General features: G+C 70.5%; 13 protein-coding genes. 9 read left to right on the forward strand and 4 right to left on the reverse strand.

The features are described 5' to 3' along the window. Positions 1-27: 27 nt before the first annotated feature. The 3 genes from EIZ44_RS12630 to EIZ44_RS12640 are packed head-to-tail and all read right to left on the reverse strand — an operon-like array spanning position 28 to position 2,349. The gene (locus EIZ44_RS12630) at positions 28-462 is read right to left on the reverse strand and encodes a GlcG/HbpS family heme-binding protein (RefSeq protein WP_240691276.1); all 435 of its coding nucleotides are present in this window, start codon (positions 460-462) and stop codon (positions 28-30) included. Between the two features lie 53 nt (positions 463-515). After that, entirely contained in the window at positions 516-1,574 is a 1,059-nt protein-coding gene (locus EIZ44_RS12635) for an NAD(P)H-dependent flavin oxidoreductase (protein WP_134728654.1), read from the reverse strand. Between the two features lie 16 nt (positions 1,575-1,590). Then, complete coding sequence (locus tag EIZ44_RS12640; protein ID WP_134728655.1) at positions 1,591-2,349, reverse strand: enoyl-CoA hydratase family protein; 759 nt, start codon at positions 2,347-2,349, stop codon at positions 1,591-1,593. A 93-nt stretch (positions 2,350-2,442) separates the two neighbouring features. Between EIZ44_RS12640 and EIZ44_RS12645 the strand changes: the two genes are divergently transcribed. Genes EIZ44_RS12645 through EIZ44_RS12655 form a run of 3 tightly spaced genes read left to right on the forward strand, consistent with a single transcriptional unit; the run spans position 2,443 to position 5,046 of the window. Beyond that, positions 2,443-3,351 (forward strand): SDR family oxidoreductase, encoded by a 909-nt coding sequence (locus EIZ44_RS12645; RefSeq protein ID WP_134728656.1) that lies wholly within the window; start codon positions 2,443-2,445, stop codon positions 3,349-3,351. Beyond that, positions 3,348-4,133 (forward strand): MaoC/PaaZ C-terminal domain-containing protein, encoded by a 786-nt coding sequence (locus EIZ44_RS12650; protein WP_134728657.1) that lies wholly within the window; start codon positions 3,348-3,350, stop codon positions 4,131-4,133. Before EIZ44_RS12645 ends, EIZ44_RS12650 begins: the two co-directional genes overlap by 4 nt. Before the next feature lie 10 nt (positions 4,134-4,143). Further along, the gene (locus EIZ44_RS12655; protein WP_134728658.1) at positions 4,144-5,046 is read left to right on the forward strand and encodes an NAD-dependent epimerase/dehydratase family protein; all 903 of its coding nucleotides are present in this window, start codon (positions 4,144-4,146) and stop codon (positions 5,044-5,046) included. Positions 5,047-5,086: 40 nt separating this feature from the next. Here the strand turns inward: EIZ44_RS12655 and EIZ44_RS12660 are convergent, their stop codons facing one another. Next, entirely contained in the window at positions 5,087-6,013 is a 927-nt protein-coding gene (locus tag EIZ44_RS12660; RefSeq protein WP_240691277.1) for a 3-oxoacyl-ACP reductase, read from the reverse strand. Positions 6,014-6,574: 561 nt separating this feature from the next. Here EIZ44_RS12660 and EIZ44_RS12665 point away from each other — a divergent pair. Genes EIZ44_RS12665 through EIZ44_RS12690 form a run of 6 tightly spaced genes read left to right on the forward strand, consistent with a single transcriptional unit; the run spans position 6,575 to position 14,111 of the window. Further along, entirely contained in the window at positions 6,575-7,711 is a 1,137-nt protein-coding gene (locus EIZ44_RS12665) for a steroid 3-ketoacyl-CoA thiolase (RefSeq protein WP_134728660.1), read from the forward strand. Between the two features lie 3 nt (positions 7,712-7,714). Then, positions 7,715-9,799, forward strand: a complete 2,085-nt coding sequence (locus EIZ44_RS12670) for an acyl-CoA dehydrogenase family protein (RefSeq protein ID WP_134728661.1) — start codon at positions 7,715-7,717, stop codon at positions 9,797-9,799. A gap of 22 nt (positions 9,800-9,821) precedes the next feature. Continuing rightward, on the forward strand, positions 9,822-11,021 hold the full coding sequence (locus EIZ44_RS12675) for an acyl-CoA dehydrogenase family protein (RefSeq protein WP_037812215.1): 1,200 nt from the start codon (positions 9,822-9,824) through the stop codon (positions 11,019-11,021). Between the two features lies 1 nt (position 11,022). Then, positions 11,023-12,126 (forward strand): acyl-CoA dehydrogenase family protein, encoded by a 1,104-nt coding sequence (locus tag EIZ44_RS12680; RefSeq protein ID WP_134728662.1) that lies wholly within the window; start codon positions 11,023-11,025, stop codon positions 12,124-12,126. A gap of 9 nt (positions 12,127-12,135) precedes the next feature. Continuing rightward, on the forward strand, positions 12,136-12,990 hold the full coding sequence (locus tag EIZ44_RS12685; RefSeq protein WP_134728663.1) for a MaoC family dehydratase: 855 nt from the start codon (positions 12,136-12,138) through the stop codon (positions 12,988-12,990). Further along, positions 12,990-14,111, forward strand: a complete 1,122-nt coding sequence (locus tag EIZ44_RS12690) for a steroid 3-ketoacyl-CoA thiolase (RefSeq protein WP_037812209.1) — start codon at positions 12,990-12,992, stop codon at positions 14,109-14,111. Before EIZ44_RS12685 ends, EIZ44_RS12690 begins: the two co-directional genes overlap by 1 nt.

Below are 14,111 nucleotides of genomic sequence, written 5' to 3' on the forward strand. Positions count from 1 at the left end.
TGGGTGTCGTGAGCGGCGATGCCGGTGCTAACCGGGATTGCCGCTCATGAGCCACCGGTCCGCAGCGGTTTGGACGGCCTCTTCGTCCTCTTTCGCATGTCCGCCGGAAGCTCCGGCCGCGCCGAGAACCACACCGTCGGCGGTGATCAGGATGCCTCCGGCGAACGGAACGTAGTCGCCGCCGTGAAGATGCTGGATGCTGTCGACGATCGCGCCCGGCAGCTCGAGCTTGCCCGAGGGCCGCAGCGTCAGCAACGCGGTGCGCGCCTTCGCCACCGCGATCCGGCTGGTCATCGGCATCGCGCCGTCGGCCCGGCGCAGCGAGATCACCGACCCGCCCACGTCGAGGACCGCCACCGCCAGCGGCGGGAAGCCGCGTTCGGCCGCGACCTCGAGCGCGGACGCCACCAGCCGGTCGGCGTCCGCCAAGGTCAAGCCGGGCAGCCTGGGAGTCTCCGTCATGGCCCCGAACCTAAACCTGGAGCAGATCCGGGGACAAGACAGCCGGTTCCGGTCTAGTCCGCCAGCGCAGCGGTGGCTTTCAACCGTTCCTGTGCGGTGTCGACGATTCGAGTCACCAGTTCCGCGCAGCTCGGCAGATCCTCGATCACTCCGACTACCTGCCCGGCCGCCAGCATCCCGGCCTTGGTATCGCCTTCCACCAGGCCTGCTTTGAGCAGCATGGGGGTGTTGGCGGCCAGCATCGTTTGCGTCCACGAGCGGTCGCTGCCGCGTTTCATGCGGAGGCCGTCGCTGATCAGGGAAGGCCAGGATTGTCCGCTCAGGCGTTTGAAATCCTTGGTACGGCGCAGGGTTCGCGCCATGCGTTGCACGAAGCCTTCCTTCGTGAGGCCCTCGATGAACGGGGTGCGCAACAGACGGTGCGGCATGCCGTCGGCCTTGGTGGTGACGACGGTGCCGTCCAGGCCGAATCCCAGGTAAGTGCGTTTGATTTCGTCCGGCACTGCGCTGTCGCTGGTGAGCAGAAATCGCGTGCCCATGCCGATTCCTGCTGCGCCGTAAGACAAAGCGGCGGCGAGGCCGCGGCCGTCGAAGAAGCCTCCGGCGGCGACTACTGGGATATCAACTGCGTCCAGTACGGATGGCAGCAGCAGGGTGGTGGCCGTCGGGCCGGTGTGGCCGCCGCCTTCGCCGCCTTGCATCATCACCAGGTCGGCGCCCCACGAGGCGACCTTTTCGGCATGCCGGGCGGCGCCGACGGTGGGCATGACGACCAGGCCGTGGTCCTTCAGCCGGGCGATCAGGTCTTTTTTGGGCGCCAGGGCGAAAGATGCCACCTTGACGCCGTGCTGTATCAGCAACTCGGCGCGGTCGGCGGCGTCGCCCGCGTCGGCGCGGAGGTTCACGCCGAAGGGCTTGTCCGTGCGTTGCTTGACTTCCTTGATGGCGTGGTCGAGCTCGTCGTAGGTCATCGTCGCGGAGGCGAGGATGCCCAGTGCGCCGGCGTTGGCTGTCGCGGAGACCAGGCGCGGGCCGGCTACCCAGCCCATGCCGGTTTGCACGATCGGGTGGGTCACGCCGGTGAGCTCGGTGAGCGGGGTGCGGAGAGGCACGGGTCTCCTCGAGAGGTCAGTCGTTCATCGGGCGGCCGGTGGCGACGAAGGCGTCGCGGTGTTCGTCGGCGGCTCCGATGAGGTTGAGTTCGAAGGTGTAGCCCTGTTCGTAACGGTAGCTGCGGTTGACGTCGATCGGGTCGATGCCGTTCAGCGCGGCTTTCGCGGCCCGGATGACGCGCGGGTCCTTCGCGGCGACCTCGCCGGCCAGCGCGAGCGCGGCGTCGTGCAGATCGGCGGCGGGCACGGTTTCCAGTACCGAGCCGTGCTGGACCAGGTCTTTCGCCGCGATGGTGCGGCTGGTGAAGTACAGCGTGCGCATCAGGTGCTGGGGGACCAGGCGGGCGAGGTGCGTCGCCGCGCCCAGTGCGCCTCGGTCGACCTCGGGGACGCCGAAGTACGCGTCGTCGGCGGCGATGATCGTGTCGCAGTTGCCGACCAGTCCGACGCCGCCGCCGAGGCAGAAGCCGTTCACCGCGGCGACCACCGGGACGGCGCATTCGTAGATCGCCTTGAATGCCAGGTAACAGCCGCGGTTCGCGCCGACGAGGGCGTCGAACCCGGTGGTGCGCTGCATTTCCTTGATGTCGACGCCCGCGTTGAAGCCGCGTCCCTCGGCCCTGAGCAGGACGACGTGCACCGCCGGGTCCTCGCCCGCCTCCCGGACCGTTTCGGCGAGGCGGAACCATCCGGCGACCGGCAGGGCGTTCACCGGCGGGTAGTCCATGGTGACCACGAAGGTGCCGTTGTCGTGGAGCTGCGTGGAAATCGTCACGTGCGTTCCTAACCTAGCGATTGCTTGGTAGCCTAACACTTGCTTGGTTTACGGGGAACCGCCTCGCCTGCCGGCCGACGAAACGGAGATGATGTGAGCGGGATGTTGCAAGGCCGGGTCGCGATCGTGACCGGGGCGGGCCGCGGGCTCGGGCGCGAGCACGCGCTGGAGCTCGCCCGCCAGGGCGCGAGCGTCGTGGTCAACGACCTCGGCACTTCGGGCGCGGGTGAAGGCGCGTCCGACGGTCCGGCCGGCGAAGTGGTCGAGGCGATCCGCGCGCTGGGCGGCGAAGCGGTGGCCAACGGTGCCGACGTCGCGAACTTCGCGGCGACGGAAGCGTTGGTGCAGCAGGCGGTCGACGCGTTCGGCGGGCTGGACATCGTGGTGAACAACGCGGGCTTCGTGCGCGACCGGATGATCGTGACCACCAGTGAGCAGGAGTGGGACGCGGTCGTCGCGGTGCACCTCAAGGGGCACTTCGCGTTGATGCACCACGCCGCGGGTTACTGGCGCGCGGAGGCGAAAGCCGGGCGTACGCGGGCGGCGCGGATCATCAACACCACCTCCGGCGCGGGTCTGCAGGGCAGCGTCGGCCAGGGCAGCTACAGCGCCGCCAAGGCCGGGATCGCCGCGTTGACGCTGGTCGGGGCGGCGGAACTCGGCCGGTACGGCATTACGGTGAATGCTTTGGCCCCGGCCGCGCGCACCCGGATGACCGAGGGTCCGTTCGCGGCGCAGATGGCCGCGCCGGACGACGGCTTCGACGCGATGCACCCGGGCAACGTGTCGCCGATCGTCGCGTGGCTCGCCAGCGAGGAGGCCGCGGACGTGACCGGGCGCGTGATCGAGGTCGAGGGCGGCCGGATCTGCGTGGAGAACGGCTGGAGCCACGGTCCGTCCCGCGAGTTGGACCGCCGCTGGACCGCCGACGAGGTCGGCCCGGCCCTGCGCGAACTGCTGAAGGAAGCGCCCGCGCCCGAACCGGTTTACGGGGCGCAGTGAACAGCCCCGCGGAGTGGAAGGGCCGGGTCCTCGGCGAACGCACCGTCGCGTACACCGACCGCGACCCGATCCTCTACGCGCTCGCCATCGGTGCCCGGCCGGACGAACTCGACTTGGTGTTCGAGGACCGGTTGCGGGTGCTGCCGCCGTTCGCGCTGACGCTCGCCCAATGGGCCCCGGACGTCCTCGGCTCGGCCGGCGCGTTCGAGGTCGGCAACGCGGTGCACGGTTCGCAACGGCTCCAGGTCTTGAAGCCATTGCCGCCTGCGGGCGAGATTTCCCTGCGAGCCCGGGTCCCGGAGGTGTGGGACAAAGGCAGCGCGGCGGTCTATGAAGTGGCCGTCGAATCGGACTACTTCGTCGCCACATGGTCGTTGTTCTGCCCCGGTATCGGCGGGTTCGGCGGCGAACGCGGACGCGGTCGTCCGCCCGCTTTGGACAGTCCGGATTGGACCGCGCCACTGTCCACTGCGGACAATCAAGCCCTGCTCTACCGCTTGCTCGGGGACCGGCACCACATCCACGTCGACCCCGCGGCAGCGGCCGGAATCGGCCAGCCCCGCCCGATCCTGCACGGTTTGGCCACCCTCGGCGCGGGCGCGCTGGTCGCCGCCCGGCAGGTCGGCGCGCATCCGGCGGACCTGACGTTACTGGAAGGCCGATTCGCCGCGCCGGTGTTCCCCGGCGACGAATTGCAGGTCGAAGGCTGGTCCGACGGCGGGCTTCGGATCACGTCGGAACGCGGTCCGGTGGTCGACGGCGGACGGGTCCACTTCGGATAGAGGAATGCGCATGAAGGTCTTGGTCATCGGCGGCACTGGCATGATCGGCGCGAACACCGCCGTGCACTTGAACGGTGCCGGGCACGCCGTCACGGTCGCCGGACGCCACGAACCCGACGCCGATTCGCTGGTGGCGGGCCTGCCGGTGCTGCTCGGCGACTACGCCCACGACGGTTTCGACGAGGCCGCGCTGGCTCCGTTCGACGCCGTCGTTTTCGCCGCCGGACAGGACATCCGGCACGTCACCGGCTGGGGCGACGAGGAGTTTTGGCGGACGTACCAAATCGACGGCGTCACCGCGATCGCGGAGCGCGCGAAGCGGGCCGGCGTCGGACGTTTCGTCCAGATCGGCAGCTACTACCACCAGGTCCGGCCGGATCTCGCGGAAACGAACCCGTACGTCGACGCGCGCCGCCTCGCCGACGAAGGAGCGCGCGCCCTGGCCGGGGACGGGTTCGCGGTGTGCACGCTGAACCCGCCGTCGATCGTCGGCATGGCGCCCGGCCGGTCGACGCGGCAGTTCGCGAAAATGCTGGCCTGGGCCGACGGTGAGCTGGCCGGGAAGGTGCCGGACTTCGCGCCGGTCGGCGGGACGAACTACCTGTCCGTGCGGAGCCTGGCCGAAGCGGTCGAGGGCGCGCTGCTGCGCGGGGAATCCGGTGCGGCGTACCTGGTGGGCGACGAAAACCTCAGCTTCCGGGACTACTTCCAGCTGATCTTCGACGTCTCCGGCTCGGGACGGACCCTGGAGGAACGCGACGAGGAGCACCCGTTCCTGCCCGACCGGGTCCTGGTGCCCGGCCGCGGCGCGACGATCGCGTACGAACCGGACGCCCGCGAGACGGAACTGCTCGGCTACCGCCGCCGGGACGTCCGGCCGATGCTGGAGGAGATGACCGCGGCCGTGCGGTGACGTCGTGAGTGGCAATGCCGGTTCTAACTGGCACTGCCGCTCACGAGACGCCGGTCGTCTCCGTGTCGTCGAGCCTCGCGATGTCGCTGGCCGCAAACGTTTTCCTCGGGTCGCGCTCCGCGAAGTACGGCGTGATCGTCCGCTCCAGCTCCGCCGGATCGAACGCCCCCTGCCCGGACACGAACCGCTGCTCGACGGTCGGCGGGGCGAGCAGCGCGACCATGTCCCCGTACACGACGAACACCTGCCCGTTCACCGCGTCCGCCGCCGGGGCCGCAAGGTACGCGACGAACGCCGCGACCCGCTCCGGCGCGAGGATGTCCAACCCGCCCGCACTGCGCCCGGCGGCGAAGATCCCGTCGGTCATCGCCGTGCGGGCACGCGGGCAGATCGCATTCGCGCGGACGCCGTAGCGGCTCAACCCGCGCGCACAGGACAAGGTCAGCGCCGCGATCCCAGCCTTGGCCGCCGCGTAGTTCGGCTGCCCCGCGCCGCCGAGCAGGAACGCCTCCGACGCCGTGTTGATCAGCCGTGCGTAGGTGGGCTCGCCGGTGGTCTTGCTGACCTGTCGCCAATGACGCGCCGCCGCGCGCGAGAGAGCCGCGTGCCCCTTGAGGTGGACGCGGATGACGTCGTCCCAGTCCTTTTCACTGAGGTTGAAGAGCATCGCGTCGCGGGTGATGCCTGCGTTGTTGACGACGATGTCGAGCGACCCGAAGTGCTCGGTCGCCGCGGTGACGAGGTCCTCGGCGTACTGCCAGCCACCGATGTCGCCCCGGACGGCCAACGCCCGCCCGCCACGCGCCTCGATCTCGGCGACGACCTCGTCCCCGCCCGCGCTCACATCGTTGACGACGACGTTCGCTCCCTGCGCGGCGAGCGCGAGCGCTTCGGCCCGGCCGAGCCCCGCTCCAGCCCCGGTGACGATGGCGGTGCGGCCGGACAGGGCGGTGCTGGGGTGGGACACGGGGCCTCCAATGCGGGGAAGGGATGCCGTCATGGTGCCGAGGGCGAGCCGTTGGCGGGTGGCTGCTCCCGGTGAGTGGCATCGGCGGCGGGCAATGGCGGGGTGGGGATGCCGACGTGGTGCCGTGGGCGCGGGCTCGGGGCGGGCGACTGCTCGCGGTGAATGGCTTCGGCGGCGGGCAGTGGCGGGGTGGGGATGCCGACGTGGTGCCGTGGGCGCGAGCCGTTGGCGGGTGGCTGCTCCCGGTGAGTGGCATCGGCGGAGCGAGACGGGGGAGCCGCAGCGCAGGCTGGGCAGATCGTGTCCGCTGNAGCGAGACGGGGGAGCCGCAGCGCAGGCTGGGCAGATCGTGTCCGCTGGCGAGCGGAGTGGCGCGGGCGGGTCGGGCCTGCCCAGAAACGGGTGCCGGGTCCGCTCATGCGGTGGCACGCCCGCCTCCGGGCCACTCCCGCTCACCAGTACCTGTGCTTGTCCCGCTCACCGCTCCAGAGCTAACCTCCAACCAAACGCTTGCTCGATTCCCGGGGCCGGTCCCGCCTTCCGCGACAAGGAGATCCGGGCTTGAAAGACACCACGCCAGTCCTCGTCGACGCGGTGCGCACGCCGTTCGGCAAGCGCGACGGCTGGGTTTCCGCCCTGCACGCCGTCCAGTTGCTCAGCCGGGTCCAGTGCGGCGTCCTCGACCGCGTGGGGCTCGAGCCGGGTGCGGTCGACCAGGTGATCGGCGGGTGTGTGACGCCGCTGGGCGAGCAGTACGGCCACGTCGTCCGCACTGCCTGGCTGTACGGCGGGCTCCCGGCCGCGACCGGGGCCACCACGATCGACGCCCAGTGCAGCACGTCGATGCAGGCGTCCTTCCTGCTCACCGGCCAGATCGCGAACGGAACGGCCGACGCGGGCGTCGCGTGCGGCGTCGAGTTGATGTCCCGCGTGCCGCTCACCCCGAAGCAGGGGACCGGCGCGGGCACGCCGCGGCCCGCCGACTGGTCCCTGGAAACTCCTGACCAGTACACCGCCGCGGACCGCATCGCTCGGAAGCGCGGGTTGACCCGGGCGGACCTCGACGCGTTCGGCCTCCGCTCCCAGCACAACGCGCGAAAGGCTTGGGACGCTGGGCTTTTCGATCGCCAGGTGCTTCCGTTGGAAATGCCGGACGGCCAGTTGGTCACGCGCGACCAGGGCCTCCGCGAAACCTCGGCGGAAGCGCTCGCCGGGCTCCGCACTACCGTGCCCGACGGGCTGCACACCGCGGGCGCCTCGTCCCAGGTCTCCGACGGCGCGAGTGCCGCGCTGTTCCTGTCCCGCAGCCGCGCCGAGGAACTGGGGCTTCGCCCGCGGGCGCGGCTTCTCGCGCAGTGCGTCATCGGCGGCGACCTCGAGTACCTCCTCGACGGGCCGGTCGCCGCCGCGCAGAAGCTTCTCGACCGCACCGGTCTCACGATCGGCGACATCGATCTTTTCGAGGTCAACGAAGCATTCGCGGCCATCCCGCTGTCGTTCGCGCAGGTGCACGGCGTGCCGGAGGACAAGCTCAACGTGCTCGGCGGCGCGATCGCGCTCGGCCATCCGGCGGGCGCGACCGGCATCCGCCTGCTCGCGACGGCCGTCGAGGAACTCGAACGCCGTGACGCCAGTCTCGCGATGATCGCGATCTGCGCCGCGGCCGCCACCAGCTGCGTGCTCGTCGAACGGATCTGACCTATGCCCATCGCCCTTTCCGAGGAACACCGCGACCTGGCCGCGTCCGCCGCCGGCTGGGCCGCCCGGCACGCGCCGATCGCCGAGACGCGTGCCGAACCCGGGCGGCCGGACCTCTGGAAAGCGCTGACCGGACAAGGCTGGCACTCGCTGCACCTGCCGGAATCCGTCGGCGGCCAAGGCGGCGGGCTGCTCGAACTCGCCGTGGTCGCCGAGCAGTTCGGCCGGCACCTGGTGCCCGGGCCGTTCCTGCCGACCGTCATGGCCAGCGCCGTCCTCGCCGCTGCCGAACCGACGGAAGCGCTGGCCGCGTTCGCCGCCGGTGCGACCGGGGCTGTCGTACTAGAAGGCCTCACTGCGACCAGCACCGCCGACGGTTGGCAGGTCAACGGCACGAGTTGTCCGGCGCTCGGGCTCGCGGACGCGGAGCTCGCGGTCGTCCGCGCACAAGAGATCTGGTTCGTGCTGCGACCAGAGCCCGGCCAGCTGATCCCAGTCGAGGCCGTTGATCTGACCAGATCCGCTGCTCGGCTCAAGCTGGAGAACTTCCTGGTATCTCAGGACAACGTCGTTGAGATCGACCCGGAACGAGCGGAGCTGGCCCTCGCGGTCCCCGCGGCGGCGGAGGCAGCCGGACTGTGCGGCTGGACTTTGGACTGCGCCGTCGACCACGTCCGCACCCGCGTCCAGTTCGGTCGTCCGATCGGCTCGTTCCAAGCGGTCCAGCATCAAGCGGCGGGCATCCTCCTGCACCGCGAGATCGCCACTGCCGCCGCTTGGGACGCGGCTCGCGCCGAGCAGCATTCCGTTGCGCAGCAAGCACTTGCCGCCGCGCAGGCTAGGCACGCCGCGCTCCCAGCCGCAGTGGACGCGTCCGTCAGCTGCGTACGCCTGCTCGGCGCGATCGGCTTCACCTGGGAACACGACGCGCACCTGTACTGGCGACGCGCCGTCGCGCTGTCGGGCTCCCTCGGCCGATCAGCCGCCCGCACCCTCGGCGAACGCGCCCGGACCACGACCCGCGACCTGACCCTCGCCAGCCCCGACGACTGCCTCGAACTGCGCCGCCAAATCGCGTCCGTTCTCGACCAGACCGAGCCGTCCGCCCAGGCGCTCGCCGACGCCGGTCTCGCCGCCCCGCACTACCCGAAACCGTACGGCCTGGACGCCGGACCGCTCGAACAAGCCGTCATCGCCGAGGAGTTCGAGCGCCGCGGCATTCCGCAGCCCACCACGGTGATCGGCGAATGGGTGCTGCCGACTCTGCTCGTCCACGGCTCTGCGGAACAGCGCGAGCGGTTCGTCATGCCGACGCTGCGCGGGGAAATCCGCTGGTGTCAGCTGTTCAGCGAACCCGGCGCGGGTTCCGACCTCGCCTCGCTCACGACCCGGGCGGCCAAAGTGGACGGTGGCTGGCGGATCTCCGGGCAGAAGGTCTGGACGTCGCTCGCCCACGAAGCGCACTGGGGCGTCTGCCTCGCCCGGACCGACCCGGACGCGCCGCGGCACCGGGGGATTTCGTACTTCCTCGTCGATCTGGCCGCGGAAGGCGTCACCGTCCGCCCGATCAAGCAGGCCACCGGACGCGCGGAGTTCAACGAGGTCTTCCTGGACGACGTGTTCGTCCCGGACCGCGACCTGGTCGGCGAACCGAACAGCGGCTGGCGGCTCGCGACCACCACGCTCGCCAACGAGCGGCACAACATGGGCGCGACCCTCGCGCACGGCTCCTCCGACCGGATCCGCCAGCTGCTCCGCGACCGTCCGGACGATCCCGACGCGCTGGCCGCGCTCGGCCGGTGCGCGTCGCGGGAACTCACGCTCGCGACGCTCGGCCTCCGCGGTGTGCTGGCCCGGCTCGCCGGAACGGACCTGGGCGCCGAGGTCAGCGTGCAGAAGGTGTTCAGCGCGCTCGCCCAGCAGGAGGGCTCGCGCGAGGTGATCGCCCTGCTCGGCCCCGGCTCGGCGAGCGCGGAGGGCGGGCACGTCCTCGACCACCTCGGGCTGCCCGCCGTGCTGTTCGGCGGCGGAACCGTGGAAATCCAGCTCAACGTCATCGCCCACCGCGTCCTCGGCTTGCCCCGCTGACCCGATCCTGAGGAGAAACCGCATGCATCCGGAGCTGTCGGAGCGCTCGCGAAGGCTCCGCGCCGAGCTGCGCGAGTACTTCGCCCGCATCATCGACGAGGACGACCGCCGCGCGCTGGTCGAGCAGACCGAGGGCGGTCCGGTGTTCGACCGGATCCTCCGCCGGATGGGCGCGGACGGCTGGCTCGGCCTCGGCTGGCCCGAGGAATACGGCGGCCGCGGCGAGGACCCGGAAGCGCTCTTCGTGTTCTACGACGAGGTGTTGCGCGCCGGTGCCCCGCTGTCGCTGGTCACGCTCAACACGGTCGCGCCGGCGTTGATGCACCACGGCACCGAGGAACAGAAGAAGTTCTTCCTGCCGCCCATTCTGCGCGGCGAGCTGATGTTCGCCATCGGCTACACCGAACCCGGCGCGGGCACTGACCTCGCGTCGCTGCAGACGCGGGCGAGGATCGACGGCGACCAGCTCGTGATCAACGGCAGCAAAATCTTCACCAGCGCCGGGATCTTCGCCGACTGGATCTGGCTCGCCGTGCGGACCGATCCGGACGCCCCGCCGCATCGCGGTATCTCGGTGGTGCTCGTGCCGACCGACACTCCGGGATTCTCCGCTACTGAAATCCATACGGTAGGCGGGATCAGCACCTCGGCAACGTACTATGAGGACGTCCGAATTCCACTGTCCAATGTGGTCGGCGAGCTGAACAACGGCTGGCGGCTCATCACCAGCCAGCTCAACCACGAACGCGTCGCCCTCGCCGCGCGCGGCGGCATCGCGAACCAGATGTACGACGCGGTCCTCAAGTGGGCGCGGGAGGAACCGTTCGGCCCGGGCACGGTGTACGACCTGCCGTGGGTCCGGCACACCCTCGCCGAGGTGTATGCGCTGCTCAGCGCCACGGATCTGATCAACCTGCGCTTGGTCGCGGACGTCGCCGCGGGCACCCTCGGCGGCGGGGATTCCGCTGCTGCCAAGGTGTTCGGCACCGAAGCGGTGGTGACCGCGTACAGCAGGCTTCAGGAAGTGCTCGGCGCTCGCGGCCTGCTGCGCCCCGATTCGCCCGGCGCGGCGGTGAACGGACGCGTCGAGACGCTCGCCCGTCGTGCGCAGAACAACACCTTCGGCGGCGGCACGAACGAGGTGCTGCGCGAGATTGTCGCCGCGAAAACCCTCGGCATGACGCTGTCCGCGCGCCGCCGTCCGGAAAAGGCCAGGAGCTGACATGGATTTCGACCTCAACGACGACCTGGGCGCGGTCCGCGAGCTGGCCGCGAAGATCTTCGCCGACCGCGCGACCGTCGAGCGGGTAGCAGCCGTCGAGAAGCAGGGCGGGTTCGACGCTGACCTCTGGCGGGTGCTCGCGGAGGCGGACCTCCTCGGGATCTGCCTGTCCGAAAGGGACGGCGGGGCCGGGCTGGGAATGTCCGGATTGGCGGTGCTGCTCGAGGAAGTGGGGCGGCACGTCGCCCCGGTTCCATTGTGGAATGTCATCGCGGGCGGACTGCTGCCAGTCGCGCAGTTCGGCTCCGACGACCAACGGAACCGGATCCTGCCGCGCGTGCTGGACGGTTCGACGCTGCTGGTCGGCGCGTTCGACGACACGGTTTCGGTGACCGCAACCCGGCGCGGCGATGCCCTTGAACTCACCGGCGAAGTCGTCTCGATTCCCGCAGGCGCGCAGGCCGACCTGGTGCTGGTGCCAGTCAAGGAAGCCGACCAGGTCCACTTAGTACTCGTGCCCACAGCCGACCTCAGCGTGACACCCGTCGAAGTCACCAGCCGCGAAAGCCACGCATCAATCGCGTTCAACGGAGCAGTGGTCGCCCCGCAAGACATCCTGGCTACCGGCGACGACGCTCTGCAATGGACACTCCGGAGGCTCCGGGTCGCACTGGCCGCAGTCAGCGTCGGCGTGTGTGCCGAAGCGTTGGCGACCACCGCGAAATACACCTCGGAACGAGTCCAATTCGGACGTCCACTGTCGACAAATCAAGCTGTCGCCGTACGGGCCGCGGACGCTTACCTCGACACTGAGGCGATCCGCGTTTGCACGCAACGCGCCGCCTGGCTGCTTGACGAGGGCCGCGAGGAGGAAGCGGAGATCGCCGCGGTGGTAGCCAAATGGTGGGCCTCACGCGGCGGACTGCGGGTCGTGCACGCGACCCAGCACCTGCACGGCGGCATCGGCGCGGACGTCGACTATCCGATCCATCGCTACTTCCTCTGGGGCCGTCAGGTCGCCTTCACTCTCGGCACCGCCGACGCACTCGCCGCCGAGCTCGGGGACCGGTTGCCCTCCGCACCCCCGATCGGCGCCCCGGCCTAGGAGGACCCCGTGCCCATCGACGTCGACAAAGCGCTCAACGCCCCGCCGCGCACCCAGCAGATCGCCTGGACCACCCGCGACGTGCTGCTGTACCACCTTTCCCTCGGCTCCGGCACCGACCTCCGGTACAGCTACGAACGGGATCTGGAGGTCCTCCCGACCTTCGCACTCGTTGCCGGACAAGGGATTTCCGCCGGAGACCGTCCCGCAGAAGGGCTGACGCTGCCGGGCGTGGACGTCGAGCTGACCCGGCTGCTGCACGCCGGACAGGTCGTCACGCTCCACCGGGACCGGCTGCCGTCGTCCGGCTCGGCGGAACGAACGACGCGGATCGCGGAGGTGCAGGACAAGGGCAAAGCCGCGGTCATCGTGCTCGCCCACGAGGTCGCGGACGCCGACGGTCCACTGTGGACCTCGAAGATGTCCGTCTGGGCGCGCGGCGAGGGAGGTTTCGGTGGCGACCCAGGCGTCGCAGCCGGACCGAAGCCGCCGGAAGGCGATCCGACCCACGTGCTCGACGTCGCCACCACGCTGGAGCAAGCGCTGCTGTACCGGCTGAACGGGGACCGAAATCCGCTCCACGCAGACCCGGAGGTCGCGGCGAAAGCGGGCTTCGCCGCGCCGATCCTGCACGGGCTCGCGTCCTACGGCCTGGTCGCCAAAGCCGTCGTGGACCACTTACTCGACGGCCAAGCCGCACGCCTCCGCGAGCTGGGTGCGCGCTTCGCGGGTCCGGTGATCCCGGGCGAGACGTTAAGAATTTCCGTGTGGCAGCAGGAAAATGAGCTGAGCCTGAAAGTGACCTGCGGCGACGCGGCGGTCTTCACCGACGCCTGGGCCCGCACGACTCCAGGAGGTGCCTGATGGGTACGCCGGTCATTGTGGATGCGATCCGCACCCCGTTCGGCAAGCGGCGCGGTGCGCTGTCCGGCATCCACGCGGTCGAACTGCTCGGCCACGTGCAGCGCGGGATCCTCGACCGCACCGGCCTCGACCCGGCGCTGGTCACCGATGTCGTCGCGGGATGCGTCACGCAGGCGGGGGAGCAGTCGAACAACGTCGGCCGGTTCGCCTGGCTGCACGCCGGGCTCCCGGAAGAGACCGCGACCACCACCATCGACGCGCAATGCGGGTCCGCGCAGCAGGCCGTGCACCTGGTCGCCGCGCAGATCGCGGCCGGGCTGGTGGAAGCCGGGATGGCGTGCGGGGTCGAGTCGATGAGCCGGGTGCCGCTGCTGAGCAACCTCGGCGACGCGGGCCGTCCGCGCCCGGAGTCCTGGAAGGTCGACCTGCCCGCGCAGTACGAGGCGGCCGACCGGATCGCCGCGCGGCGCGGGCTCACCCGCGCGGACCTGGACGCGTTCGGCCTCCGCTCGCAGCACCGCGCCCGCCGTGCCTGGGACGAGGGCCGGTTCGGCCGTTCGATCCTGCCGGTCCCGCTCGACGGCGGCCTGTTCGACCGCGACCAAGGCCTGCGCGACACCAGCACCGAAGCCCTCGCCGGACTAGCCCCGATCAAGGAAGACGGCCTGCACACCGCAGGTACCGCGTCGCAGATTTCCGACGGCGCGTCGGCCGCGCTGCTGGTCGACGCCGATCAGACCTTCGGCCTGCGTCCGCGCGCGAGGCTGGTCGCGCAGGCCATCGTCGGCGCGGAACCGAAGTACCTGCTGGACGGGCCCATCCGCGCGGCCGAGCGCGTCCTCGGCCGGGCCGGGATGACGATCGCCGACATCGATTTGTTCGAGGTCAACGAGGCGTTCGCGTCGGTGCCGCTGTCGTTCGCCCGTACGCTCGGCGTCGACGAGGACCGGCTCAACGTCAACGGCGGCGCCATCGCGATCGGCCATCCGGTCGGCGCGACCGGGATCCGGCTGCTCGCGGAGATCGTCGACGAACTGGAGCGCCGCGACCAGACGCTCGGCCTGGTGGCGATCTGCGCCGGCGGTGCCCAGGCGACCGCGGCGATCGTGGAACGGCTCTGA

The organism is Amycolatopsis nivea (assembly GCF_004522235.1).
Classification (GTDB): domain Bacteria; phylum Actinomycetota; class Actinomycetes; order Mycobacteriales; family Pseudonocardiaceae; genus Amycolatopsis; species Amycolatopsis nivea.

Coding starts and splice junctions, on each gene's coding strand:
- EIZ44_RS12675 (WP_037812215.1), top strand. CDS start 9,822: ATGCATCCGGAGCTGTCGGAGCGCTCGCGAAGGCTCCGCGCCGAGCTG.
- EIZ44_RS12690 (WP_037812209.1), top strand. CDS start 12,990: ATGGGTACGCCGGTCATTGTGGATGCGATCCGCACCCCGTTCGGCAAG.
- EIZ44_RS12670 (WP_134728661.1), top strand. CDS start 7,715: ATGCCCATCGCCCTTTCCGAGGAACACCGCGACCTGGCCGCGTCCGCC.
- EIZ44_RS12655 (WP_134728658.1), top strand. CDS start 4,144: ATGAAGGTCTTGGTCATCGGCGGCACTGGCATGATCGGCGCGAACACC.
- EIZ44_RS12630 (WP_240691276.1), bottom strand. CDS start 462: ATGACGGAGACTCCCAGGCTGCCCGGCTTGACCTTGGCGGACGCCGAC.
- EIZ44_RS12680 (WP_134728662.1), top strand. CDS start 11,023: ATGGATTTCGACCTCAACGACGACCTGGGCGCGGTCCGCGAGCTGGCC.